This is a genomic window from Pseudomonas caspiana, assembly GCF_002158995.1.
Classification (GTDB): domain Bacteria; phylum Pseudomonadota; class Gammaproteobacteria; order Pseudomonadales; family Pseudomonadaceae; genus Aquipseudomonas; species Aquipseudomonas caspiana.
In genome coordinates this window covers 114,090-138,255 of sequence record NZ_LOHF01000012.1, presented here as the reverse complement: position 1 = coordinate 138,255, position 24,166 = coordinate 114,090, and the positions used below count along the sequence as shown (strand labels likewise).

Here is a 24,166-nt window from a genome sequence, read left to right as displayed (position 1 = left end):
CCACTAAAAAATGACCGCATAACAAAAAGACTTCCTACAACGGGCTATCGGTAACTTCCTACAAAACTTGATAGCGGGTGCCTGAGAGAGTCTTTTCCGGTAGCATTCCCAGCGAGTTTGACCCGCCTGGAATCCCCAATGTCCGACCTCCTGACCCTTTTGCGTCCCGACGACTGGCACATTCACCTCCGCGATGGAGCTGTTTTGCCCCACACCGTTGCTGACGTTGCGCGCACTTTTGGCCGCGCAATCATCATGCCTAACCTGGTACCGCCCGTTCGCAATGCTCAGGAAGCCGACGCTTATCGTCAACGCATCCTGGCTGCCCGGCCGGCCGGCAGCCGCTTCGAGCCGCTGATGGTGCTTTACCTGACCGACCTGACGCAGCCGGAAGATATCCGGACGGCCAAGGCCAGCGGTTTTGTCCATGCCGCGAAGTTGTATCCCGCCGGAGCGACCACCAACTCCGACTCGGGCGTGACCAGCATAGACAAGATTTTTCCGGTTCTTGAAGCCATGGCCGAAGTCGGCATGCCGCTTCTGGTCCATGGCGAAGTAACACGCAGCGACATTGACGTGTTCGACCGCGAGAAAATCTTCATTGATGAGCATCTGACCCGCGTGGTTGAGCGCTTTCCGACCCTGAAAGTGGTGTTTGAACACATCACCACCGGCGAGGCCGTACAGTTCGTCAATCAGGCATCGGCCAATGTTGGCGCGACGATCACTGCGCACCATTTGCTCTACAACCGCAATCACATGCTGGTTGGCGGCATACGTCCGCACTTCTATTGCTTGCCGATCCTCAAGCGCAACACGCATCAGACCGCTCTGCTCGATGCCGCCACCAGTGGCAGCACGAAGTTTTTCCTCGGCACCGACTCGGCGCCGCATGCTCAGCACGCCAAGGAAAATGCGTGCGGGTGCGCTGGCTGCTACACCGCCTACGCCGCTATCGAGTTGTACGCTGAAGCTTTTGAGCAACGCAATGCACTGGACAAGCTGGAAGGCTTCGCCAGCCTGCACGGTCCTGCGTTCTACGGCCTGCCACTGCCAAAAGACACCATTACGCTGGTCCGTGAAGAATGGACCGCGCCCACCAGTCTGCCGTTTGGCGAGCTGTCCGTAATACCGCTGCGCGCGGGTGAAAAACTGCGCTGGCGTCTGCTGGAGAAACACGCGTGAGTGAAGATCATTTCGACGACGACCAGGAAGGTCAAGGCGGCGGTTCGCGCCACCCGATGGCCGCCCGCTTTCGCGGCTACCTGCCTGTCGTCATCGATGTAGAAACCGGTGGTTTCAACTGCGCGACCGATGCCCTGCTGGAAATCGCAGCAGTAACCATCGGCATGGACGAAGATGGCTTTGTGTTCCCGGAGCACACGCACTTTTTCCGTGTGGAGCCGTTTGAAGGCGCCAACATCGAAGCGGCTGCGCTTGAGTTCACCGGCATCAAACTCGATCACCCGCTGCGCATGGCGGTCAGTGAAGAGACGGCACTGAATGATATCTTTCGCGGTGTTCGCAAGGCGTTGAAGGCCAATGGCTGCAAGCGCGCGGTGCTGGTCGGCCACAACGCCAGCTTTGACCTGGGCTTTCTGAACGCTGCGGTTGCGCGACTGGACATGAAACGTAATCCATTCCACCCGTTCTCCAGCTTTGATACCGCCACGCTGGCCGGGCTTGCCTATGGCCAGACCGTGCTCGCCAAGGCCTGTCAGGCAGCCGGCATCGATTTCGACGGCCGTGAGGCGCACTCAGCGCGTTACGACACCGAAAAGACCGCTGAACTGTTCTGCGGGATCGTCAACCGCTGGAAACAGATGGGTGGCTGGGAAGACTTCGGCGATTGATTGCGAGGGCCTGCAACGGGTCTTGCCAACTGCAACGTTTGCTTTGAACTGACCGACGCCATTGCGAAAAAGCTCGGCTCTTACAGGAAATACGGTTTTCTGTAGGAGCTCACGAGCACGGCGAGGCAGCGATAGCTTTCTGCCTGAACCCACCGCAATCGCGGCCTCGCGATGCTCGTGCGCTCCTACGGAAATCATTCCATTTCAAATAGCTAATCATGCTGCATAAGGCCACAGCTTGCCCGTGATAGTGATTCAACAGGCAGCCGCGAAGCCGGATGGAGTACCGCAAATCCAACGCACTCAGCGCAGCCGCCCGACGTTGTTTCACCACTCGTCGGCCCCGAGAGAAACCTTCTCAATGAGTTTTGACAAGCATTCTCATTAACATTAGTATCCCCGGCAACGAGAAATTACAGCGACGGTTCTCATTTATGTATGTCTGCCTCTGCCAAGGTGTTACCGACGGTCAAATCCGCGATGCAATTTTCGAGGGTTGCTGCAGCTACAAAGACGTTCGTGAAACGCTGGGTGTTGCCACCAAATGTGGTAAATGCGCCTGTTTAGCCAAAGAAGTGGTACGCGATACCCTTACCGAATTACAGAGTAGCCAGGCTTCATTGGCTTATCCGGCAGAATTTTCAGCCGCCTGATTCAACCGAATTCAAAGAACCGGACCTCGTGTCCGGTTTTTTTATGCCCGTAATTCAAACGCTTAGCGTCAAGATGCGGAACACAAACATTCTTATTACTATTTATTTTCACTTACTATTCAATAACTTAGGTTTGACAGACTAATACGCGCGGCTCAAACTCGCCCTTTATATATACAAACCATTGGCAGGACCTCAAAAATGAAAGGCGACATTACAGTCATCCAGCATCTCAACAGGATCCTCGGAAACGAGCTGGTCGCAATCAATCAGTACTTTCTGCATGCGCGCATGTATGAAGATTGGGGCCTGAACAAACTGGGTAAGCACGAGTATCGCGAATCCATCGACGAGATGAAGCACGCTGACAAGCTCATCAAGCGCATCCTGTTTCTCGAAGGTCTACCTAACCTGCAAGAGCTGGGCAAAATCCTGATCGGCGAACACACCAAGGAAATGCTTGAGTGCGACCTGAAGATCGAGCACAAAGGCCTGGTTGATCTCAAAGCAGCCATCGCTCACTGCGAAGTCATTGGTGACTTCGGTAGTCGCGAAATGCTGGAAGATATCCTGGAGTCCGAGGAAGAACACATCGACTGGCTGGAAACCCAACTGGGCCTGATCGAGAAAGTCGGCATCGAGAACTACCTGCAATCGCAGATGGGCGAAGACTGATTCGTCAGATCTGCTGAAATGGAAAAGCCCCGCTTTCGAGAGAAAGCGGGGCTTTTTTGATCCCGGTGATAATCTGTAGGAGCTGCCAGAGGCTGAGAAATACGGAGCATCATTAGAATGCTATCGCAGCCTTCGGCGGCTCCTACAGGTACACGCAGCCAGTAATCAGGCTTCGGTGTTACCCGCAGCAGCTTTGGCAGCTGCGCCTTTCACCAACTCCTGCAGCGAACCGTCCGCCTGCATTTCAGTGATGATGTCGCTACCGCCTACCAGCTCACCGGCAACCCACAGTTGTGGAAAAGTTGGCCAGTTGGCGTACTTTGGCAGGTTGGCGCGGATTTCAGGATTCTGCAGGATGTCGACGTAGGCGAATTTTTCGCCACAGGCCATCAATGCCTGAGAGGCTTTTGCCGAAAAGCCGCACTGCGGGGCATTCGGAGCACCTTTCATGTAGAGCAGGATGGTGTTGTTGGCAATCTGGTCTTTGATCGTTTCGATGATATCCATGGAGCACCTCGGCTTAACTTTTCCGACTCAGTTGTCGACACGGTGGCGCATTGTAACGGAAACCCGAGCGTGACGCTCTGACTTCCCAGCCCGCCCACCATCATGCCGCCGCGACTTGAACGCTCACACCATTGAGCACCGCATTGCCGGACAGGCTATCAAGTTCTCGCTCATCGGTCAGGTCATTGGCACTCTCCCCCGGCTGATGCGAGGCAATCTCCATCTGTACACCGGGCTTTGCGTGCCCCCAACCATGAGGCAGGCTGACAACACCCGGCATCATGTCCAGACTCGCCATAACCTGCACTTCAATGACACCCACCCGGGAACTGACCCGCACCTGCTGCCCGTCATTCAAGCCCCGACTGGCCAGATCATCGGGGTGCATCAACAGATGATGACGAGGCTTACCCTTAACCAACCGGTGATAGTTATGCATCCATGAATTATTGCTGCGCACATGGCGGCGGCCAATCAGCAGCAGCTCACCATTCCCTGGAGCGCTATCAACAGCGAAACGTGCAATGTCAGCCATCACGACGTCAGGTGCAGCCTGAACGCGACCACTGGCAGTCTTGAGGCGTGAAGCCAGATTAGGCTTCAACGCGCCCAGGTCCAGACCATGAGGATGGTCCCGCAAAGTGTCCAGCGAGAGCTTGTAGTCCGAGCCGTCGCCGTACAATCCACCACGCAAACCGCGATCAATCATCTGCGCCGGGGGCATGGTCGGCTTCAGCTCACGCCCCGCCCTTTCGGCAAAGGCTTTCGCCAGGCCGACGAAAATCTCCCAGTCATGCAGTGCACCCTCGGGCTTCGCCAGAATGGCCCGATTGAATCGTGTGACATTGCGCACTGCAAACGTGTTGAACGTCGTGTCGTAGTGGTCATTTTCCAGCGCGGAGGTAGACGGCAGAATCAGGTCGGCGTGCCGCGTGGTCTCGTTGATATACAGATCGATGCTGAGCATGAATTCCAGACCGTCCAGCGCGTGATCCAGTTGACGGCCATTAGGCGTCGACAACACCGGGTTGCCCGCAACCGTTACCAGTGCCTTGATCTGCCCTTCTCCCTCACTGAGCATTTCCTCGGCCAACGCCGCGACCGGCAACTCACCGGCGTATTCGGGCAACCCGGAAACCCGACTCTGCCACTGATTGAAATGACCACCGGAGGTTGAGCCCACCAGATCCACCGCTGGCTCAGTGCACAGCACACCGCCCACCCGATCCAGATTGCCAGTGACCAGATTGATCAACTGCACCAGCCAATGGCACAGCGTGCCAAACACCTGAGTGGAAATCCCCATGCGGCCGTAGCACGCCGCCTTATCGGCAACCGCGAAGTCTCGGGCCAGTTGGCGGATCTGCTCAGCGGGCACCCCGCAGCGCGGGCTCATGGCTTCGGCGCTGAAGGCCGCGATGGCCGAGCGCACTTGATCCAGACCATCGACCGGTAAATGGCTGTCCCGAGTCAGGCCTTCGTCAAACAGGGTGTTCAGCAGGCCAAACAGCAGCGCCGCATCCCCCCCCGGTCGCACGAACAAATGCTGATCGGCGATAGCGGCCGTTTCAGTACGTCGCGGATCAACGACCACCACTTTGCCGCCTCGTGCCTGGATAGCCTTCAGGCGTTTTTCGACATCCGGTACTGTCATGATGCTGCCGTTGGATGCCAGCGGGTTACCGCCCAGTATCAACATGAAATCAGTGTGATCGATATCGACAATGGGCAGCAGCAGGCCGTGGCCATACATCAGAAAACTGGTCAGATGATGGGGAAGCTGGTCGACTGAGGTCGCCGAATAGCGATTACGGGTTTTCAGCAAACCCAGAAAATAATTGCTGTGGGTCATTAACCCGTAGTTATGCACGCTCGGGTTGCCCTGATACACGGCCACGGCGTTCTGCCCGTGGCGCCGCTGGATGTCCAGCAACCGCTCGGCGACCAGATCGAATGCGGCTTGCCACTCAATGGGCTGCCACTGATTGCCCACGCGCTGCATAGGCTGGCGCAATCGGTCAGGGTCATTCTGGATATCTTGCAGCGCCACGGCCTTGGGGCAAATATGGCCGCGACTAAACGCATCCAGAGGATCGCCCTTGATCGAGGTGATCGACACCTGGTTTTCAGCACTTGTAGTGGTTTCAATGCTCAAGCCGCAAATGGCTTCGCAGAGATGGCAGGCACGGTGATGGAGGGTCTTGGTCATGGCCAGCCTCATGTTTTTGTCGTGACGATCTGAAACGATCGCTCAAACGAAACTATGAGGCGTGCCTTGCGACTGCGCCAGAGACGTTCGTCTCATGAATCGGCGGGCATCAAGCGGGCCGATGGCTGGCTGACTCTAGCCAGGCAAATGACCTGGCATCCGGCGGGCCTGTGCGATGGATCAGCCGCCGATGGGGGTGATTTTGCGCTGCAGCTGAATCTCGTGAACCGTTTCGATCTGCTCTTGAGCCAAGTGAACACCGGTCAGCTCACCGATCAGACGCCAGTGTTCATCAAGACCAGAACTGATCGTAGCCATTCGATCGATCATGTGCCGTCCCGCAGCCCGGGTGACTTCGTCGTTGCTACGCAGGAGTTCGAAAGACATCGATGTCATCGAAGCGGTGAGATGCGTCAGGGTGCGAGCCGTTAGCCCGAGCAGTTCCGTCAGCTGTTTTTCTTTCGATTCCATTCCCCAGACCCCTTGATACACGATGAGCAGTTATACCCTGCGCCGATTATTTATGGAACGGACCACTAGCGCGCCGCGTGAAGCAGATCGCATAAGTGCAACGATATGACCGCTCAACTGCTCAACTGTTGCAGGATCGGCAGTAATTGCAATCTCGCATGAGGGCAGTGTACAAATACTCCCCTCGGGACACCTCTGGCTGGCCAGTTGCCGCCACCTAGAGCATTGCTCAGCTTGATAACTCAGGCAAGCTCCGAATGCAGAAAACTGCCTCTGTTGCGAATAAAAAACATTCGGACATAAGCATCCTATTGGTAAGAGGCGACATTTTTTTATACCATCGCGCCTTTCCTATTCGTCGCCCCGTGCGGCTTCCGCCGCAGGTCTCGCCCGTTTTCCCGATAAAACCCGGCTTTGAGCATCTGCGGTCTGTTGCAAAAAAGGTAGTTAATAATGAACGCCAGGCACTTTCTCTCGATGATGGATTACAAGCCAGAAGAACTCCTGCGCTTGATCCGTCGAGGCGTAGAGCTCAAAGACCTGCGAAACCGAAGCGTGCTTTTCGAACCGCTTAAAAGCCGGGTTCTGGGCATGATCTTCGAGAAATCTTCGACACGTACCCGTGTTTCGTTCGAAGCCGGCATGATCCAGCTGGGTGGTCAGGCCATCTTTTTGTCACCTCGCGACACCCAATTGGGTCGTGGCGAGCCGATTGCCGACTGCGCGAAAGTGCTTTCGAGCATGCTTGATGCCGTGATGATCCGTACATTTGCTCATAGCAACCTGACGGAATTTGCCGCTAATTCTCGTGTGCCCGTCATCAACGGCCTGTCCGATGACTTGCACCCCTGCCAATTGCTGGCCGACATGCAAACCTTCCTCGAGCATCGCGGCTCGATCAAAGGCAAGACCGTTGCCTGGATCGGCGATGGCAACAACATGTGCAACAGCTATATAGAAGCGGCGATCCAGTTCGACTTCCAGTTGCGCGTGGCTTGCCCTGAAGGTTATGAGCCTAATCCCGAGTTTCTGGCGTTGGCCGGTGATCGTGTGACGGTTCTGCGGGACCCGCGCGCGGCAGTGGCTGGCGCCCATCTGGTGAGCACTGATGTCTGGACCTCCATGGGCCAGGAAGAAGAAACCGCCAAGCGCATCGCCTTGTTCACCCCCTTCCAGGTGACCCGCGCACTGCTCGATCTCGCCGACAAAGACGTGCTGTTCATGCACTGCCTGCCAGCCCATCGTGGTGAAGAAATCAGTGTCGACCTGCTTGATGACCCCCGCTCCGTCGCGTGGGATCAGGCTGAGAACCGTCTGCATGCACAGAAAGCGCTGCTGGAATTTCTGGTTGCGCCATCCTGCCAGCCTGCATGAGTTCGCCACTGCTGCTGAACTTGCGCAATCTGGCCTGCGGGTATCAGGAACAACGCGTGGTGCAGGACCTGAACCTGCACCTCAACGCTGGTGATATCGGCTGTTTGCTGGGTTCATCCGGCTGTGGCAAAACTACGACTTTGCGCGCCATTGCCGGTTTCGAGCCGGTTCATGCCGGGGAAATCACTCTGGCGGGCGACGTTATCTCCAAACCAGGGTTCACCCTGCCGCCTGAGAAACGCCGGATCGGCATGGTGTTCCAGGACTACGCACTGTTTCCGCACTTGAGCGTTGCCGAGAACATCGCTTTCGGCATTCGCAAGCATCCACGTCTCCAGCAAGTCACCAACGAGCTGTTGGAGTTGGTCAATCTGGGCGATCTAGGCAAACGCCTGCCCCATGAACTGTCCGGCGGCCAACAGCAGCGCGTTGCGCTGGCGCGAGCCTTGGCACCAGAGCCGCAACTGTTATTGCTCGACGAGCCATTTTCAAATCTGGATGGCGAACTGCGCCGCCGCCTCAGCCATGAAGTCCGCGACATTCTCAAGGCCCGAGGCACCAGCGCAATACTGGTCACCCATGATCAAGAAGAAGCCTTCGCCGTCAGTGACCATGTGGGCGTATTCAAAGAGGGTCGTCTGGAACAATGGGACACGCCCTACAACCTCTATCACGAACCGCTGACACCTTACGTCGCCAGCTTTATCGGTCAGGGGTATTTCATTCGCGGCGTGATGATCGACCCCCAATCGGTGCAGACCGAACTGGGCGTTCTGCTGGGCAACCGCGCCTATCCCGGCACGAAGGGCAGCGCGGTGGATGTGCTACTGCGACCGGATGACATCATCTACGACCCGAACAGTGAGCTGAAAGCCCGGGTGAGCAGTAAAACCTTCCAGGGCGCCGCAACGCTGTATCGCCTGCAACTGCCGACGGGCAGCCAGCTGGAAGCGATCTTCCCCAGCCATGCGGATTATCAAGCCGGTGAGCAGGTGGGTATCCGGGTGTCGGCCGACCATCTGGTGCTGTTCCCCGCTGCTGGCAGCGTGGCGGTGCAGCAGGCGGTTTAGCCTGGATGAATTGAAATGTATTCTCCTGTGGGAGCGCATTCCAACTGGAGGCCGCGTGATTCAGCCCAGGCTAACCATCAACTTACCGCTCGCCACCAACGTGGCATGACCGCCGATTTTCACCCGTTCCCCTTCCAGTCGACAGAACAACGCCCCGCCGCGCTCCGAACATTGGTAGGCATTTAACACATCCTTGCCCAGTCGCCCGGCCCAGTACGGAATCAGCACACAGTGCGTCGATCCGGTTACCGGGTCTTCCGGGATGCCAATCGCCGGGGCGAAGTAACGCGAGACGAAGTCAAACTGTTCGCCCTTGGCGGTCACGATGACACCGGGCCATGGCAGCTTTGCCAAGGCAGCCATGTCAGGCCTGCATTCACGTACCGCCTGTTCGGACTCAAGCACTACCATCAATTCCACTGAGCCGAGCGCATCAACAATGCTGGTGCCCAAGGCACGCTCAAGCTCCAACGTCACCCCGACCTCGTGAGGGATCATCGCCGGGAAATCCAGCATTAATAACCCGTCCTCTCGAGTAACGCTTAACGCACCGGACTTGCAGAAAAAATCGAGCTGTTCCGCAGGCTCGCCGAAAACAGTAAACAGCACATGGGCAGCCGCCAGCGTTGCATGCCCGCACAGTGGCACTTCAGTCTTGGGTGTAAACCAGCGAATGTGCCAGCCGAGCGCTTCGCGCACCACAAACGCGGTTTCCGCCAGATTGTGCTCGGCAGCAATGCGCTGCATCAACTCGTCAGCCAGCCATGCATCAAGGCGATAAACCATCGCCGGATTACCGCTGAACGGACGATCACTGAAGGCATCGACCTGATGAAATTCGAGAAACATAAGTGATGCTCCAGTGCGATTGATGCGTTGCACAATGCATGCCTGCAGCCGTGTTCACCAGAGACAGATGGCCCGATTACCGAGCATACATCCACAGCGCGAGGCGAAAGGTTTGATCCTTTCAAACAAAACGCGCTCTTCCGATATGGCCCAAATCCTGTAGGAGCTCACCGAGGTTACGAGGCCAGCGATCGCGGAGTGTCAGACAAACCGCTATCGCGGCCTCGCGGTGCTCGTGCGCTCCTACAAATCCAATGTTTGCTGCGAGACAGCGCGCAGCTTTCAGCCTCGCCCCACCGACGCAAACATCGCGCCGGTATGTTCAGCAAGTACCGTCGGCGCCAGTTCTACTTCAAGACCACGACGTCCGGCGCTGACGTAAATCGTCGCGAACTGCTCAGCGCTTTGATCAATAAAAGTACGCAACCGCTTCTTCTGACCCAGCGGGCTGATACCGCCCAAGAGATAGCCGGTGGAGCGTTGCGCAGCAGCCGGGTCAGCCATTTCGGTTTTCTTGGCTTTCGCAGCGGTAGCCAGAGCCTTGAGGTCCAGGGTGCCAACAACCGGCACCACAGCGACCAGTAATTCACCTTTTTCGGTACTTGCCAGCAGTGTCTTGAACACCTGCGCCGGTTCGAGCCCCAGTTTTTCCGCCGCCTCAAGGCCGTAGGAAGCAGCTTTCGGGTCATGTTCGTAGCTGTGGATACGGTGTTCAGCGCGAACTTTTTTCAATAGATCCAATGCAGGTGTCATGCAGCGCTCCAAAGGCCAAAGCGGCCAGTTCAGGTGGATTATTCTAGGCGCTCAACCGTCTGTACACCCCGTTTTTACTGGGCAAAACGTGAAACGCGGAAAAAAGCCAAAGAAGGTGTACACAACACCGATCAATCCGCGTAAAAAGCCATGCGCCTGACATCGCCTGCAGGTTCGCTTCTACTTTCAACCACATTCGTTCCTGTCTATTTTTGTTCGTTTACGAATATTCACTGGAACTTTAGTGCCATTTAAGGTCGAATCCTGAGGTCGAGGATGGGGTTTCCTCGAGCTCGTTATAAGACGCGCACTGGTGAATTTCACACAGAGCCGCACAAGAACAAAAAAGAGGTTTTCATGACTAACGCACTGCAAGAACCAACGCTGAAAGGTCAATGTGTGGCCGAATTCATGGGCACTGCCCTGATGATTTTTTTCGGTACCGGCTGTGTCGCAGCGCTCAAGGTTGCGGGTGCCACGTTCGGGCTTTGGGAAATCAGCATCATCTGGGGTCTGGCGGTCGCCATGGCCATTTATCTGAGCGCAGGCGTTTCCGGGGCGCACCTCAATCCGGCAGTCAGCATCGCACTGAGCATTTTCGCCGGTTTTGAAAAACGAAAATTACCCTTCTACATTGCCGCGCAAATCGCAGGAGCTTTTTGCGGTGCCGGTCTTGTTTATCTGCTGTATATCAGCCTGTTCTTCGAATTCGAACAAACGCACCAGATGATTCGTGGCTCGGTTGCCAGCCTCGAACTGGCCTCTGCATTTTCCACTTACCCTAACCCGTCTATTTCTGTAGGCCAGGCGGCGCTGGTGGAGTGTGTGATCACTGCGATTCTGATGTGCGTCATCATGTCCCTGACTGACGACAACAACGGCCTGCCGCGCGGCACCCTCGCGCCACTGCTTATCGGTTTGCTGGTTGCACTGATCGGTGCCTCGACAGCCCCATTGACAGGCTTCGCGATGAATCCGGCCCGTGATTTTGGTCCTAAACTGATGACGTTCCTGGCAGGCTGGGATGAGGTCGCGTTTACCGGTGGCCGTGACATCCCCTACTTTCTGATTCCGATTTTCGCGCCGATTCTCGGTGCGTGCCTCGGTGCCGCTGGCTATCGTGCGCTGATTGCGCGCCATCTGCCGCCCACCGTTCCTGCTGTAGAGACTGCGACTGTAAAAGACGCTGACGTTGTTCCAGGCAAAGCCCAGATTTCATCTTGAATCTCGCGCGTCTGCTTTTAACTTCACCCATTAGCACAAGGCAATCGACATGACCGACTCACAGAACAAGAACTACATCATTGCCCTCGATCAGGGCACGACCAGCTCTCGTGCAATCATCTTTGACCGCGACGCCAATGTCGTCAGCACCGCGCAAAGCGAATTTGTTCAGCACTACCCGCAAGCGGGCTGGGTTGAACATGATCCAATGGAGATCTTCGCCACTCAAACCGCGTGCATGACCAAAGCACTGGCTCAGGCTGATCTGCACCACAACCAGATTGCTGCCATCGGTATCACCAACCAGCGTGAAACCACGGTTATCTGGGAAAAAGAAACCGGTCGCCCTATTTATAACGCCATCGTCTGGCAGTGCCGCCGCAGTACCGAAATCTGCCAGCAGCTCAAGCGTGACGGCATGGAAGAGTACATCAAGGACACGACTGGCCTGGTGATCGACCCGTACTTCTCGGGTACCAAGGTCAAGTGGATTCTCGACCACGTTGAAGGCAGCCGCGAACGCGCCCGCAAAGGCGAGTTGATGTTCGGCACCATTGATAGCTGGCTGATCTGGAAATTCACCGGCGGCAAAGTGCACGTCACCGATTACACCAACGCATCGCGCACCATGCTCTTCAACATCCATACCCTGGAATGGGATCAGCGCATGCTCGAAGTGCTGGATATTCCACGTGAGATGTTGCCGGAAGTGAAAAGCTCTTCCGAGGTTTATGGCCAGAGCAAAAGCGGTATTCCGATTGCCGGTATCGCAGGCGATCAGCAAGCCGCGCTGTTCGGTCAGATGTGCGTTGAGCCAGGCCAGGCCAAAAACACCTATGGCACCGGTTGCTTCCTGCTGATGAACACCGGCAAGAAAGCCGTTAAGTCCGCTCACGGCATGCTGACCACTATCGGTTGCGGCCCGCGCGGCGAAGTCGCCTACGCCCTTGAAGGCGCTGTGTTCAACGGCGGCTCGACCGTGCAATGGTTGCGGGACGAACTGAAAATCATCACCGACGCTGTCGACACCGAATACTTCGCGGGCAAGGTCAAGGACAGCAACGGCGTTTATCTGGTCCCGGCCTTCACCGGTCTGGGCGCTCCGTACTGGGACCCTTATGCCCGTGGCGCATTGTTCGGTCTGACGCGCGGTGTGAAAGTCGATCACATCATTCGCGCAGCGCTGGAATCCATCGCCTACCAGACCCGCGACGTTCTGGACGCCATGCAGCAGGATTCCGGCGAGCGCTTGAAATCGCTGCGGGTTGACGGCGGCGCAGTGGCCAACAACTTCCTCATGCAGTTCCAGGCCGACATCCTCGGCACTACGGTTGAACGCCCGAAAATGCGTGAGACCACAGCACTGGGCGCGGCCTATCTGGCCGGTTTGGCCATCGGCTTCTGGAGCAGCCTGGACGAGTTGAAAAACAAAGCCGTTATCGAGCGCGAGTTCGAGCCGCAATGCGCCGAAGAAGAGAAGGAAAAACTCTACGCCGGTTGGCAGAAGGCTGTAGCGCGCACCCGCGACTGGGAACCGCACGAAAACAACGAGTAACCGTTACGCTTGCGACGGGTAGCAGGATCATGGCTAACGAGTTTCCGGCTGACAGGCAGTACATGCCTGCGGCATCATGGGCCGCATTTGGCAGCCTGTAAGGAAACCCAACAAAAATGAATCTGCCTCCCCGTCAGCAGCAAATCCTCGAACTGGTCCGTGAACGCGGCTACGTCAGCATCGAGGAAATGGCCACGCTGTTCGTCGTGACCCCGCAGACCATCCGCCGCGACATCAATCAGTTGGCGGAATCGAACCTGTTGCGCCGCTACCACGGCGGCGCAGCTTATGACTCAAGCATCGAAAACACCGCCTACGCCATGCGTGCGGACCAGATGCGCGATGAGAAGCAGCGGATTGGCGAAGCCATTGCCGCACAAATCCCCGATCACGCGTCGATATTCATCAACATCGGTACTACCACCGAATCGATCGCGCGCGCCCTGCTCAACCACAACAACCTGAAAATCATCACTAACAACCTTCATGTGGCCTCGATGCTCAGCGCCAAGGAGGACTTCGACGTCCTGCTGGCGGGAGGCAACGTGCGCCGTGACGGCGGTGTGATGGGTCAGGCCAGCGTGGATTTCATCAACCAGTTCAAAGTCGACTTCGCGCTGGTGGGCATCAGCGGGATTGATGAAGACGGCAGCCTGCTGGACTTCGACTATCAAGAAGTACGCGTCTCTCAGGCGATCATTGCCAACGCCCGGCAGGTCATCCTGGCCGCCGACTCCAGCAAGTTCGGCCGCAATGCCATGGTGCGTCTCGGCCCGATCACCCTGATTGACTGTCTGGTAACCGATCAAGCTCCCGCTCCGGCGCTGGTGCAGTTGCTGGCGCAGAACAAGATTCGGCTGGAAGTGGTGTAGTTAACTTTCCTGACAACACACATCTACCCCTGTGGGAGCTGGGTTCGCCCGCGATAAACGATAACGCGGCATGTCTACTGGCTGCGTCTCATGCATCGCGAGCAAGCTCGGCTCCACGAGACCAACGTCCCGCCCCATGTTCACTTTTGTTCTTTTCCCCCTCCCCGATCAGTATTTTCAATGACAACTGACTGGAAGCCCCTGCGTTATTGAGCTATGATTTTCGAAAATGAACATTAATGTTCGAATTCGTTATCCGAACAATAAACTCAGGAGGCCACCGATGCCCCATTCCAACCTGTCTACACCGCCACTTTCCGAGGTCTACGACATCGCCGTCATCGGTGGTGGGATCAACGGTGTCGGGATCGCAGCGGATGCCTCCGGTCGCGGTCTGTCAGTTTTTCTGTGCGAAAAAGACGACCTGGCCAGCCACACCTCTTCTGCCAGCAGCAAATTGATTCACGGTGGCTTGCGCTACCTGGAACATTACGAATTCCGTCTGGTGCGTGAAGCACTGGCTGAACGTGAAGTGCTGTTGGCCAAGGCGCCACACATCGTCAAACCAATGCGCTTTGTCCTGCCACACCGCCCACACCTGCGCCCTGCGTGGATGATCCGCGCTGGCTTGTTCCTTTACGACCACTTGGGCAAACGCGAGAAGCTGCCGGGTTCGCGCAGCCTGCGCTTCGGCAGCGAAAGCCCGCTGAAATCGAATATTACTCACGGTTTCGAATACTCCGACTGCTGGGTCGACGACGCCCGCCTCGTGGTGCTCAACGCCATGGCCGCCCGCGAACAGGGCGCGCACATTCACACCCAGACGCGCTGCCTGAATGCCCGCCGTACTAACGGCCTGTGGCACCTGCACATGGAGCGCGCCGACGGCACGCTGTTCTCGATCCGCGCCAAGGCCCTGGTCAATGCTGCCGGTCCATGGGTGGCCAAGTTCATTCGCGATGATCTGAAGCTGGATTCGCCTTACGGCATTCGCCTGATTCAGGGCAGCCACTTGATCGTGCCGAAACTGTACGAAGGTGAAAACGCTTTCATCCTGCAGAACGAAGACCAGCGCATCGTGTTCGCGATTCCTTATCTGGAGCACTTCACCATCGTCGGCACCACGGACCGCGAGTATCAAGGTGATCCGAATAAGGTCGAGATTACTGATGGCGAGATGGACTACATGCTCAAAGTGGCCAACGACCACTTCAAAAAGCAACTGAGCCGCGATGATGTGATCAGCACATGGTCGGGCGTTCGCCCGCTGTGCAACGATGAATCAGACAATCCCTCGGCCATCACCAGGGACTACACCTTGTCGTTGTCCGGTAGCGCTGATGAAGCCCCTATCCTTTCGGTATTCGGTGGCAAGCTGACCACCTATCGCAAGCTGGCAGAGTCGGCGATGGCTCAATTGGCTCCATTCTTCAAACAGATGAAGCCGAGCTGGACCGCCAAAGCCAGCCTGCCTGGCGGCGAAGACATGACTACCCCAGCCGAGTTGGCCAACCAGTTGACGAGCCGCTTCGTCTGGCTGCCAAGCGAAATCGCGCAACGCTGGGCACGCACTTACGGCAGCCGCACCTGGCGCCTGCTGGAAGGCGTACAGAGCATTGCCGACCTGGGTGATCATTTGGGCGCTGGCTTGTACACACGCGAAGTCGATTACCTGTGCAGCACTGAATGGGCAACGGCCGCCGATGACATTCTGTGGCGCCGCAGCAAACTCGGCCTATTCATGACGGCTGAAGAGCGCGAAGGCGTTCAACAGTATCTGGACACCGTGGCGCGTAACAAAGGTGCTTTCGCAGCGGCTTGATGCGCTGACCCTTGTAGGAGCTGACGAAGGCTGCGATGCGATGTCTCTGTTACACCGCTTTCGCAGCCTTCTCCTACAACATGTGGTCCCGCGCTCCAACCTGATGTATCAGACCCAAAATATCTGCAGTTCTGCCGTTAATGCACCATTCGGATTTCCGAACATCCCTCCCCCATTAGTTCGGCATCCCGGACGCCAGACACTATCCCGCCAAACACAAACACCATATTAAAGCCTTATAAATCATAACGTTAACCTCAAATAAACAGCTTGGCACGCCTCCTGCTCTGTACTAATCAGTCGATCGCTTCGACCGTAGCCTGTCTCCTGTCGGCCGCAGTTGAAGCATGGGCCGAAGAGGCGGGCCGCCAGGTAGCAGGCCCCATAAAAAAAACAATCCGAGGTATAACCGATGCGCATCGTTCCCCATCTTCTGGGCGCAGCAATTACTGCTGCTCTGATCAGCTCTCCAGTTTTCGCCGCCGAATTGACCGGCACTCTGAAGAAAATCAAAGAGTCCGGCACTATCACCCTCGGTCACCGCGACGCTTCGATCCCGTTCTCCTACATCGCTGACGCTTCCGGCGTACCGGTTGGCTACTCCCACGACATCCAGCTGAAAATCGTCGAAGCCATCAAGAAAGACCTGGACATGCCGGACCTGAAGGTCAAGTACAACCTCGTCACTTCGCAAACCCGTATCCCGCTGGTACAGAACGGTACCGTCGACGTTGAGTGTGGTTCGACCACCAACAACGTTGAGCGCCAGCAGCAGGTCGACTTCTCGGTCGGTATCTTCGAAATCGGCACTCGCCTGCTTTCCAAGAAAGATTCGAGCTACAAAGACTTCGACGACCTGAAAGGCAAGAACGTCGTGACCACCGCTGGCACCACGTCCGAGCGCATCCTCAAGGCCATGAACGCTGACAAGCAAATGGGCATGAACGTGATATCGGCCAAAGATCACGGCGAATCCTTCCAGATGCTGGAATCGGGTCGCGCAGTAGCGTTCATGATGGACGACGCGCTGCTGGCCGGTGAAATGGCCAAAGCCAAGAAGCCGACGGACTGGGCCGTTACCGGCACTCCACAGTCGTACGAAATCTACGGTTGCATGGTGCGTAAAGGCGACGAGCCGTTCAAGAAAGCCGTCGATGACGCCATCGTTGCGATCTACAAGTCGAACGAGATCACCAAGATCTACAGCAAGTGGTTCGAACAGCCGATCCCGCCAAAAGGCCTGAACCTCATGTTCCCGATGAGCGACAAGGTCAAAGAGCTGATCACCAATCCGACCGACAAAGCGGCTGACGACAAAAAGGCTTAATTGCCAAAACTGGATCGTCAATAAAAACAGCCTGAGACCGCCCCGTGCGGTTTCAGGATGCCGTGCCTGCATCTGGATCGATCAGAGGGGAGACCCTGATGAATTACAACTGGGACTGGAGCGTTTTCTTCAAGTCCACTGGCGTTGGCAGCGAAACCTATCTGGACTGGTTCATTTCCGGTCTGGGCTGGACTATCGCCATTGCTGTCGTCGCCTGGATTATTGCCTTGCTGCTGGGCTCCGTACTGGGCGTCATGCGCACAGTGCCGAACCGTGTGGTGGCCGGCATTGCCACGGTCTACGTGGAAATCTTCCGTAATGTGCCGCTGCTGGTGCAGCTGTTCATCTGGTACTTTCTGGTGCCGGACCTGCTGCCCGAAGGCATGCAGGAGTGGTACAAGCAAGACCTGAACCCGACGACCTCTGCATTTCTCAGCGTAATCGTCTGTCTGGGCCTGTTCACCGCTGCGCGAGTATGTGAACAAGTGCGCACCGGTATCGAAGCGCTGCCTCGCGGCCAGGAGTCTGCGGCGCGCGCCATGGGTTTCAGCCTGCCGCAGATCTACTGGAACGTGCTGCTGCCGCAGGCGTACCGGATCATTATTCCGCCGCTCACCTCCGAATTTCTCAACGTGTTCAAGAACTCGTCAGTGGCATCGTTGATCGGCCTGATGGAATTGCTTGCGCAGACTAAACAGACCGCCGAGTTCTCCGCCAACCTGTTCGAAGCCTTCACCCTGGCGACGTTGATCTACTTCACCCTGAACATGAGCCTGATGTTGCTGATGCGCCTGGTCGAGAAGAAAGTCGCTGTGCCCGGACTGATCTCCCTGGGGGGCAAATAATGGATATGGACTTCTCAGGAGTCGTGCAAGCCATTCCCGGCATGTGGAACGGCATGGTCATGACTCTGCAACTGATGGTCATGGGCATTATCGGCGGCTTGGTGCTTGGCACCATTCTGGCCTTGATGCGCCTGTCGTCGAGCAAGCTGCTGGCCAGCGTGGCCGGCGCTTACGTCAACTATTTCCGCTCCATTCCGCTGCTGCTGGTCATCACCTGGTTCTATCTGGCAGTGCCGTTCGTGCTGCGCTGGATTACTGGCGAAGACACGCCTATCGGCGCATTCACCTCCTGCGTCGTGGCTTTCATGATGTTCGAGGCGGCCTACTTCTGCGAAATCGTCCGCGCCGGTGTGCAGTCGATTTCCAAGGGCCAGATGGGCGCAGCCCAAGCGCTGGGCATGACCTACGGGCAAATGATGCGGTTGATCATCCTGCCTCAGGCTTTCCGCAAGATGACCCCGCTGCTGTTGCAGCAAAGCATCATTCTGTTTCAGGACACCTCGCTGGTTTACACCGTAGGCCTGGTGGACTTCCTCAACGCCTCGCGGGCCAGTGGCGACATCATTGGCCGTGCCAATGAGTTCCTGATCATCGCCGGTCTGGTGTACTTCACGATCAGCTTTGCCGCCTCGTTGCTGGTGAAGCGTCTGCAAAAAAGGTTCGCCGTATGATTTCCATCAAAAACGTTAACAAGTGGTATGGCGACTTCCAGGTGCTGACTGATTGCAGCACCGAGGTCAAAAAAGGCGAAGTGGTCGTGGTCTGCGGTCCTTCGGGCTCCGGCAAATCGACCCTGATCAAGTGTGTGAACGCCCTGGAACCGTTCCAGAAAGGCGACATCATCGTTGACGGCACTTCGATTGCCGACCCGAAAACCAACCTGCCGCAATTACGCTCCCGGGTTGGCATGGTGTTCCAGCATTTCGAACTGTTCCCACACCTGAGCATCGTTGAAAACCTGACGATTGCGCAGATCAAAGTGTTGGGGCGCAGCAAGGAAGAAGCCACTGAAAAAGGCCTGAAGCTGCTGGATCGCGTTGGTCTTTCCGCCCACGCCAACAAGCATCCCGGCCAACTGTCCGGCGGTCAGCAACAGCGTGTGGCGATTGCCCGCGCACTGGCAATGGACCCGATCGTGATGCTGTTCGACGAGCCGACCTCGGCACTCGATCCGGAAATGGTCAACGAAGTGCTCGACGTGATGGTGCAGCTGGCTCAGGAAGGCATGACCATGATGTGCGTGACCCACGAAATGGGCTTCGCCCGCAAAGTGGCCAACCGCGTGATCTTCATGGATCAGGGCCAGATCGTTGAAGACTGTGAGAAAGAAGAGTTCTTCGGTGATGTCAGCGCCCGCTCCGAACGTGCGCAGCAGTTCCTCGCCAAAATCCTTCAGCACTAAAAGCGACACCTGGCAGCGGCCCGGCTCCTTGAAGCGTCGGGCCGCTGTTCGGCTCAGGACGACTGTGATGAAATGCGACCCCAATCTTTATCGCGCCGCGCCGCCATCACTTGCCGTGAAACCCCGTCTGATACGCCACTTGTTTCTGCCGCCGTTGATCATCGTGCTGATGTTCGGCCTGGGCTACGTCGCCTATTTGATCAGCGAACACTACGGCATTAAAACCCTGAGCGAGAGCGGTGAACGCCAGCTTGAGCTGCATGCCCGCACCCTCGAAAGTGAAATCAACAAATACACGTATCTGCCCAGCGTGCTGGAGCTGGAGTCCAGTGTTTCAGCACTGCTCAACGAACCGACCCCCGAGCTACGCAGCGAGGTCAACGATTACCTTGAAGGCCTGAACCGCCGCAGCCGCAGCCGCGCGATTTATGTGCTCGACACCACCGGTCGGGTATTGGCCACCAGTAACTGGCGCGATGCCGACAGCTATCTGGGTGAAGACCTGTCATTTCGCGCCTATTTCCAGGATGCCGTGCGCGGCTTGCCGGGACGCTTCTACGGCATCGGCAGCACCACCGGCGAGCCCGGTTATTACCTGGCGCACGGCCTGGAAGAGAAAGGCAAAATCGTCGGCGTGGCGGTAATCAAAGTGCAGCTTGAAGCCCTGGAGCAACGCTGGCAACGTGCGCGACTGGAGGCCTTCGTCAGTGACGAGAACGGGATCATCATTCTCTCCAGCGACCCGGCTCGCCGCCTCAAATCGGTACGCCCGCTCACGCCGGAAATCAAAGAGCGTCTGGCCCGCAGCCTGCAATATTACTGGTGGCCACTCAACGAACTGGTGCCACTGGAACGTGAGTTGCTTTCGGAGGGCGTGGAGAAGCTGACCTTCCCGGCCAACGTCAGCGTCGACCTTGAACACAAACAGGTCAGCTATCTGGCCCAGACCCGCCAGCTCAGCGATACACCCTGGCACCTGACATTGCTGACGCCCCTCGAAGATCTGCGCCGCGAAGCCGGTAGCCAGGGCATGCTGGTCGCAGTGGCCTGTGCATTAGTCGCGTTCCTGCTGATCGCCTGGAATGAGCGCCGCAAAGTCCTCTCCACGCGCCTCGCCGCACGTGAAGCCCTGCAAGCCGCCAACGACGAACTGGAGCGCAAGATTGCCGAGCGCACCGAGCATTTGCGCGCCAGTAACGAACGCCTCAAGGGTCAGATTCGCGAACGTCGGCAGGCTGAAGACACCTTGCGCAAAGCGCAGGACGAACTGGTTCAGGCAGGTAAGCTGGCGGCGATCGGGCAGATGTCCACCAGCATTGCCCACGAGCTTAACCAGCCGCTCGCCGCACTGCGCACCTTGTCCGGCAATACCGTGCGTTTCCTCGAACGGGGCGCGCTGGATACCGCCAGCACCAACTTGCGCACCATCAACGATCTGGTCGACCGCATGGGCCGCATCACCGCCAGCCTGCGCGCCTTCGCCCGTCGCGGCGATGACAAGGGCCAGGCGAAGCTGAGCAAAGCCGTTGAGGCGGCGTTGCAATTGCTGGCACCTCGCCTGGAAAACTTCTCTCTTGAGTTACATCAGTTGTATGCCGACGCCGATCTGATGATTGATCAGACTCGACTTGAGCAGATTCTGGTCAATTTGATCGGCAACGCTCTGGACGCCATGCACGCGCAGCCCTTGCCGGAAATCTGGCTTGAGGGCTCGATGATCGAGGGCCGCTATTGCTTACGGGTTCGGGACAACGGCCACGGCATAGACGACGAAACCCGCAAGCATCTGTTCGAACCGTTTTTCACCACCAAACCCGGTGAGCAAGGTCTGGGACTGGGCCTCACCCTCTCCGCCAGCCTCGCTGCAGCAACCGGTGGCAGCCTGAGCGCTGAACAGCCGGAGCATGGCGGTACAGAGTTTGTGTTGTGGTTGCCGGTGGTAAAGGAGCCTAACGTATGACCGGCTCTGCTTTTGTAGGAGCTGCCGCAGGCTGCGAAAGCGATGAACCTGACGCACTGCGGTTCGCAGCCTGCGGCAGCTCCTACAGGGTTAACCACGCCAACGATGAGACCTTCAAATGACCACTGACCTGACCGTACTCATCGTCGAAGACGACCCCCACGTCTTGCTCGGCTGCCAACAGGCGCTGGCGCTGGAGGACATTCCCAGTGAAGGTGTGGGCAGTGCCGAGGAAGCGCTTGAACGGATCGGCGATAACTTTGCCGGGATTGTGATCAGTGACATTCGGCTGCCGGGCATCGACGGCCTGGAGTTGCTCAGCCGTCTCAAATCTCGTGACCGTAGCCTGCCGGTGGTGTTGATCACCGGCCATGGCGACATCTCCATGGCAGTGAATGCCATGCGCGACGGCGCTTATGACTTCATGGAGAAGCCTTTCTCCCCTGAGCGCCTGGTGGAAGTCACCCGTCGTGCACTGGAGCAACGGGGTCTGGCGCGAGAAGTCTGGGCATTGCGCAAGCAACTGGCCGAGCGCGATTCACTCGAAGGCAAAATCATCGGCCGCTCCCCGGCCATGCAGAATCTACGGGCGCTGATTGCCAACGTCGCCGACACCTCAGCCAATGTGCTGATCGAAGGTGAAACCGGCACCGGTAAGGAACTGGTCGCGCGCTGCCTGCACGATTTCAGTCGTCGGCATCAGCAACAGTTCGTCGCGCTCAACTGCGGTGGCCTGCCGGAGACCCTGTTCGAAACCGAGATCTTCGGCCACGAATCCAACGCCTTTACAGGTGCAGGCAAGCGGCGCATCGGCAAGATCGAACATGCGCACAATGGCACGCTGTTCCTTGATGAAGTGGAAAGCATGCCAATCAGTCTGCAGATCAAACTGCTACGGGTATTGCAGGAACGCACGCTAGAACGACTGGGCTCCAATCAGAGTGTCGAAGTCGATTGTCGGGTGATCGCAGCCACCAAATCCGACCTCGATGAGCAAAGTAAAGCCGGACAGTTTCGCAGCGACCTGTATTACCGGCTGAACGTGGTGACGCTGGAGTTGCCGCCTCTACGGGAACGTCGCGAAGACATCCTGCAACTGTTCGAACACTTTCTGCAGCTGTCCGCGCTGCGTTTTGATCGCGAGACACCGCAACTGGACCCGCAAACCTTATCCAGCCTGATGAGCCACGACTGGCCGGGCAACGTGCGCGAGCTGCGCAATGTTGCCGAGCGCTTTGCGTTGGGCCTGCCAGCGTTCAAAAAACCTAATGCAAGCCTTGAAGAAAGCCAGAGCCTGGGCTTTGCCGAGGCAGTAGAAGCCTTCGAGAAAAACCTGCTCAGCGAAGCCCTGCAGCGCAGCGGCGGCAATCTTAGCCAGGCCAGCCAGGAGCTGGGCATGGCCAAGACCACACTGTTTGATAAGGTCAAAAAGTATGGGCTTGGATAATTCACCGAATCTGTACAAGCTCACGAGCACCGCGAGGCAGCGATGGCGGTGTTTCAGGCAGGCCGCTATCGCTGCCTCGCGGTGCTCGTAAGCTCCTACAGGATGCGTATTTCAATTTTAGGAAGGGGATTCTGTGGATTTGTTGTTCAAGGCCCTGCTGGGCGCCGCTGTTGTGGTCATCCTCGCCGCGTTGGCCAAGACCAAAAACTACTACATCGCAGGCCTGGTTCCGCTGTTTCCGACCTTCGCGCTGATCGCTCATTACATCGTTGGCAAAGGCCGCTCACTGGACGACCTGAAGACCACCATCCTGTTTGGCATGTGGTCGATCATTCCCTACTTTGTTTATCTTGCGGCGCTTTACCTGCTGGTCGATCGCTGGCGGCTGGAGGTTTCCCTCGCATTGGCCGCCGTTGCGTGGCTGGTGGCGGCCACGTTGCTGGTGACGGTGTGGGTAAGATTTCACGGTTGATCAGCGACGAAAACTCCAACCACAGGAAGCGAATTCAGTCACGAAGAGGCCAGTACATCCGATAGAAATTCGTCGTTTGTACAAACGCATTCGCGAATAAATTCGCTCTTACAGGCTTTAACCCAGCAATTGCGACTTACTTGCCCTCAGCCACTATCTGCCGAATGGCTCCCACGAACACCTCGACCGGCTGCCCACCTGAGACCGCATATTGGTCATTGAAGACAATCGTCGGCACTGAACTGATGCCCCGTGAAACCCACAATTGCTCCTGCTCGCGAACCTCGGCCGCAAACTGGTCGCTGCTCAGAATCGCCTCGGCCCGAACACGATCAAGACCGACTTTCTGTGCAACATCGGCCAATACGCGATGGTTGGAAGGATCGGCGAGGTCTGTGAAATAAGCCGCGAACAATGCTTCTTTCAGTTCTTTTTGCTTGCCTTCAAGCTCAGCCCAGTGCAGCAGCCGGTGGGCGTCAAACGTGTTGTAGATACGACGGTCACCCTGGGTGAAAGTGAATCCCAGCTCGGCCCCACGCTGACGAATGTTTTCCCGGTTGGCGGCAGACTGCTCAGGCGTAGAACCGTATTTCTCGAAGATGTGCTCGTTCAGGTCCTGACCTTCGGCGGGCATGTTCGGGTTCAGCTCAAAAGGCTGGAAATGAATCTGTGCCCTAACTTCATCGCCCAATTCAGCGAGTGCTTCGTTCAGCGCGCGCAGACCGACGACACACCAAGGGCAAGACACATCAGAAACGAAATCGATTTTTAGCGGAGTGCTCATGGCAGGCTCTCTATGGAAAAGAAAGCCACCACGATACGCCTA

23 protein-coding genes are annotated in these 24,166 nt (G+C 57.0%); 17 read left to right on the top strand and 6 right to left on the bottom strand.

From position 1 onward, the window contains the following. Positions 1 to 138 precede the first annotated feature (138 nt). From pyrC to bfr, 4 genes are all read left to right on the top strand, one after another. Positions 139 to 1,185, top strand: a complete 1,047-nt coding sequence (gene pyrC, locus AUC60_RS15580; protein ID WP_087269124.1) for a dihydroorotase — start codon at positions 139 to 141, stop codon at positions 1,183 to 1,185. Beyond that, complete coding sequence (gene rnt / locus AUC60_RS15575; RefSeq protein WP_087269122.1) at positions 1,182 to 1,853, top strand: ribonuclease T; 672 nt, start codon at positions 1,182 to 1,184, stop codon at positions 1,851 to 1,853. The genes pyrC and rnt overlap by 4 nt, the downstream gene beginning before the upstream one ends. Before the next feature lie 434 nt (positions 1,854 to 2,287). After that, entirely contained in the window at positions 2,288 to 2,506 is a 219-nt protein-coding gene (locus tag AUC60_RS15570; protein ID WP_087269118.1) for a bacterioferritin-associated ferredoxin, read from the top strand. A 201-nt stretch (positions 2,507 to 2,707) separates the two neighbouring features. Beyond that, on the top strand, positions 2,708 to 3,181 hold the full coding sequence (gene bfr / locus AUC60_RS15565) for a bacterioferritin (RefSeq protein WP_087269115.1): 474 nt from the start codon (positions 2,708 to 2,710) through the stop codon (positions 3,179 to 3,181). A 165-nt stretch (positions 3,182 to 3,346) separates the two neighbouring features. Here the strand turns inward: bfr and grxD are convergent, their stop codons facing one another. From grxD to AUC60_RS15550, 3 genes are all read right to left on the bottom strand, one after another. Next, positions 3,347 to 3,688: a Grx4 family monothiol glutaredoxin gene (grxD, locus tag AUC60_RS15560; protein WP_087269113.1), complete on the bottom strand. Its 342-nt coding sequence runs from the start codon at positions 3,686 to 3,688 to the stop codon at positions 3,347 to 3,349. A 100-nt stretch (positions 3,689 to 3,788) separates the two neighbouring features. Next, positions 3,789 to 5,897 (bottom strand): molybdopterin oxidoreductase family protein, encoded by a 2,109-nt coding sequence (locus tag AUC60_RS15555; protein WP_087269110.1) that lies wholly within the window; start codon positions 5,895 to 5,897, stop codon positions 3,789 to 3,791. 180 nt (positions 5,898 to 6,077) lie between these two features. Continuing rightward, positions 6,078 to 6,368 (bottom strand): hypothetical protein, encoded by a 291-nt coding sequence (locus tag AUC60_RS15550; RefSeq protein ID WP_027900758.1) that lies wholly within the window; start codon positions 6,366 to 6,368, stop codon positions 6,078 to 6,080. Positions 6,369 to 6,821: 453 nt separating this feature from the next. Here AUC60_RS15550 and argF point away from each other — a divergent pair, with 453 nt between their 5' ends. Beyond that, entirely contained in the window at positions 6,822 to 7,742 is a 921-nt protein-coding gene (argF, locus tag AUC60_RS15545) for an ornithine carbamoyltransferase (RefSeq protein WP_087269107.1), read from the top strand. Continuing rightward, positions 7,739 to 8,812 carry an ABC transporter ATP-binding protein gene (locus AUC60_RS15540; RefSeq protein ID WP_087269104.1) on the top strand — a complete coding sequence of 358 codons (1,074 nt, stop codon included), beginning with the start codon at positions 7,739 to 7,741 and terminating at the stop codon, positions 8,810 to 8,812. Before argF ends, AUC60_RS15540 begins: the two co-directional genes overlap by 4 nt. 60 nt (positions 8,813 to 8,872) lie before the next feature. Here AUC60_RS15540 and AUC60_RS15535 read toward each other — a convergent pair whose 3' ends face one another. Next, positions 8,873 to 9,661, bottom strand: a complete 789-nt coding sequence (locus tag AUC60_RS15535; RefSeq protein ID WP_087269101.1) for a PhzF family phenazine biosynthesis protein — start codon at positions 9,659 to 9,661, stop codon at positions 8,873 to 8,875. Between the two features lie 282 nt (positions 9,662 to 9,943). Next, positions 9,944 to 10,414, bottom strand: coding sequence for a Cys-tRNA(Pro) deacylase (gene ybaK, locus AUC60_RS15530; RefSeq protein WP_087269098.1), 471 nt, complete (start codon positions 10,412 to 10,414; stop codon positions 9,944 to 9,946). Between the two features lie 357 nt (positions 10,415 to 10,771). On the opposite strand from ybaK, the gene AUC60_RS15525 reads away from it, so the two are divergent. The 11 genes from AUC60_RS15525 (at position 10,772) to AUC60_RS15475 (ending at position 23,340) form a co-directional block, all read left to right on the top strand. Then, complete coding sequence (locus tag AUC60_RS15525) at positions 10,772 to 11,638, top strand: MIP/aquaporin family protein (protein ID WP_087269232.1); 867 nt, start codon at positions 10,772 to 10,774, stop codon at positions 11,636 to 11,638. A gap of 49 nt (positions 11,639 to 11,687) precedes the next feature. Beyond that, positions 11,688 to 13,193 (top strand): glycerol kinase GlpK, encoded by a 1,506-nt coding sequence (gene glpK, locus AUC60_RS15520; protein ID WP_087269095.1) that lies wholly within the window; start codon positions 11,688 to 11,690, stop codon positions 13,191 to 13,193. Between the two features lie 116 nt (positions 13,194 to 13,309). Further along, a complete protein-coding gene (locus tag AUC60_RS15515; protein ID WP_027900765.1) occupies positions 13,310 to 14,065 on the top strand; it encodes a DeoR/GlpR family transcriptional regulator in 756 nt (251 codons plus the stop codon). A gap of 283 nt (positions 14,066 to 14,348) precedes the next feature. Continuing rightward, positions 14,349 to 15,887, top strand: a complete 1,539-nt coding sequence (gene glpD / locus AUC60_RS15510) for a glycerol-3-phosphate dehydrogenase (protein ID WP_087269092.1) — start codon at positions 14,349 to 14,351, stop codon at positions 15,885 to 15,887. A 412-nt stretch (positions 15,888 to 16,299) separates the two neighbouring features. Further along, the gene (locus tag AUC60_RS15505; protein WP_087269090.1) at positions 16,300 to 17,214 is read left to right on the top strand and encodes a glutamate/aspartate ABC transporter substrate-binding protein; all 915 of its coding nucleotides are present in this window, start codon (positions 16,300 to 16,302) and stop codon (positions 17,212 to 17,214) included. 98 nt (positions 17,215 to 17,312) lie between these two features. After that, complete coding sequence (locus AUC60_RS15500; RefSeq protein WP_087269087.1) at positions 17,313 to 18,059, top strand: amino acid ABC transporter permease; 747 nt, start codon at positions 17,313 to 17,315, stop codon at positions 18,057 to 18,059. Then, positions 18,059 to 18,730: an amino acid ABC transporter permease gene (locus tag AUC60_RS15495; protein ID WP_167384359.1), complete on the top strand. Its 672-nt coding sequence runs from the start codon at positions 18,059 to 18,061 to the stop codon at positions 18,728 to 18,730. Before AUC60_RS15500 ends, AUC60_RS15495 begins: the two co-directional genes overlap by 1 nt. Then, entirely contained in the window at positions 18,727 to 19,461 is a 735-nt protein-coding gene (locus tag AUC60_RS15490; protein WP_087269085.1) for an amino acid ABC transporter ATP-binding protein, read from the top strand. Before AUC60_RS15495 ends, AUC60_RS15490 begins: the two co-directional genes overlap by 4 nt. Before the next feature lie 67 nt (positions 19,462 to 19,528). Continuing rightward, positions 19,529 to 21,421, top strand: a complete 1,893-nt coding sequence (gene aauS, locus AUC60_RS15485) for a two-component sensor histidine kinase AauS (RefSeq protein ID WP_087269083.1) — start codon at positions 19,529 to 19,531, stop codon at positions 21,419 to 21,421. A gap of 118 nt (positions 21,422 to 21,539) precedes the next feature. Beyond that, a complete protein-coding gene (gene aauR / locus AUC60_RS15480) occupies positions 21,540 to 22,868 on the top strand; it encodes a two-component response regulator AauR (RefSeq protein ID WP_087269080.1) in 1,329 nt (442 codons plus the stop codon). A gap of 142 nt (positions 22,869 to 23,010) precedes the next feature. Further along, positions 23,011 to 23,340: a GlpM family protein gene (locus AUC60_RS15475; RefSeq protein WP_167384360.1), complete on the top strand. Its 330-nt coding sequence runs from the start codon at positions 23,011 to 23,013 to the stop codon at positions 23,338 to 23,340. A 136-nt stretch (positions 23,341 to 23,476) separates the two neighbouring features. Here the strand turns inward: AUC60_RS15475 and AUC60_RS15470 are convergent, their stop codons facing one another. Further along, entirely contained in the window at positions 23,477 to 24,124 is a 648-nt protein-coding gene (locus AUC60_RS15470) for a DsbA family oxidoreductase (RefSeq protein WP_087269074.1), read from the bottom strand. Positions 24,125 to 24,166: the final 42 nt, after the last annotated feature.

Excerpts from the sequence above, each read along its gene's own strand:
- AUC60_RS15470 (WP_087269074.1), bottom strand. The coding sequence starts at position 24,124 with ATGAGCACTCCGCTAAAAATCGATTTCGTTTCTGATGTGTCTTGCCCT.
- AUC60_RS15515 (WP_027900765.1), top strand. The coding sequence starts at position 13,310 with ATGAATCTGCCTCCCCGTCAGCAGCAAATCCTCGAACTGGTCCGTGAA.
- argF (WP_087269107.1), top strand. The coding sequence starts at position 6,822 with ATGAACGCCAGGCACTTTCTCTCGATGATGGATTACAAGCCAGAAGAA.
- AUC60_RS15505 (WP_087269090.1), top strand. The coding sequence starts at position 16,300 with ATGCGCATCGTTCCCCATCTTCTGGGCGCAGCAATTACTGCTGCTCTG.
- AUC60_RS15500 (WP_087269087.1), top strand. The coding sequence starts at position 17,313 with ATGAATTACAACTGGGACTGGAGCGTTTTCTTCAAGTCCACTGGCGTT.
- AUC60_RS15570 (WP_087269118.1), top strand. The coding sequence starts at position 2,288 with ATGTATGTCTGCCTCTGCCAAGGTGTTACCGACGGTCAAATCCGCGAT.
- AUC60_RS15525 (WP_087269232.1), top strand. The coding sequence starts at position 10,772 with ATGACTAACGCACTGCAAGAACCAACGCTGAAAGGTCAATGTGTGGCC.
- AUC60_RS15540 (WP_087269104.1), top strand. The coding sequence starts at position 7,739 with ATGAGTTCGCCACTGCTGCTGAACTTGCGCAATCTGGCCTGCGGGTAT.
- ybaK (WP_087269098.1), bottom strand. The coding sequence starts at position 10,414 with ATGACACCTGCATTGGATCTATTGAAAAAAGTTCGCGCTGAACACCGT.
- AUC60_RS15550 (WP_027900758.1), bottom strand. The coding sequence starts at position 6,368 with ATGGAATCGAAAGAAAAACAGCTGACGGAACTGCTCGGGCTAACGGCT.
- AUC60_RS15495 (WP_167384359.1), top strand. The coding sequence starts at position 18,059 with ATGGATATGGACTTCTCAGGAGTCGTGCAAGCCATTCCCGGCATGTGG.
- AUC60_RS15535 (WP_087269101.1), bottom strand. The coding sequence starts at position 9,661 with ATGTTTCTCGAATTTCATCAGGTCGATGCCTTCAGTGATCGTCCGTTC.
- grxD (WP_087269113.1), bottom strand. The coding sequence starts at position 3,688 with ATGGATATCATCGAAACGATCAAAGACCAGATTGCCAACAACACCATC.
- AUC60_RS15490 (WP_087269085.1), top strand. The coding sequence starts at position 18,727 with ATGATTTCCATCAAAAACGTTAACAAGTGGTATGGCGACTTCCAGGTG.
- aauR (WP_087269080.1), top strand. The coding sequence starts at position 21,540 with ATGACCACTGACCTGACCGTACTCATCGTCGAAGACGACCCCCACGTC.
- pyrC (WP_087269124.1), top strand. The coding sequence starts at position 139 with ATGTCCGACCTCCTGACCCTTTTGCGTCCCGACGACTGGCACATTCAC.
- aauS (WP_087269083.1), top strand. The coding sequence starts at position 19,529 with ATGAAATGCGACCCCAATCTTTATCGCGCCGCGCCGCCATCACTTGCC.
- AUC60_RS15555 (WP_087269110.1), bottom strand. The coding sequence starts at position 5,897 with ATGACCAAGACCCTCCATCACCGTGCCTGCCATCTCTGCGAAGCCATT.
- glpK (WP_087269095.1), top strand. The coding sequence starts at position 11,688 with ATGACCGACTCACAGAACAAGAACTACATCATTGCCCTCGATCAGGGC.
- bfr (WP_087269115.1), top strand. The coding sequence starts at position 2,708 with ATGAAAGGCGACATTACAGTCATCCAGCATCTCAACAGGATCCTCGGA.
- glpD (WP_087269092.1), top strand. The coding sequence starts at position 14,349 with ATGCCCCATTCCAACCTGTCTACACCGCCACTTTCCGAGGTCTACGAC.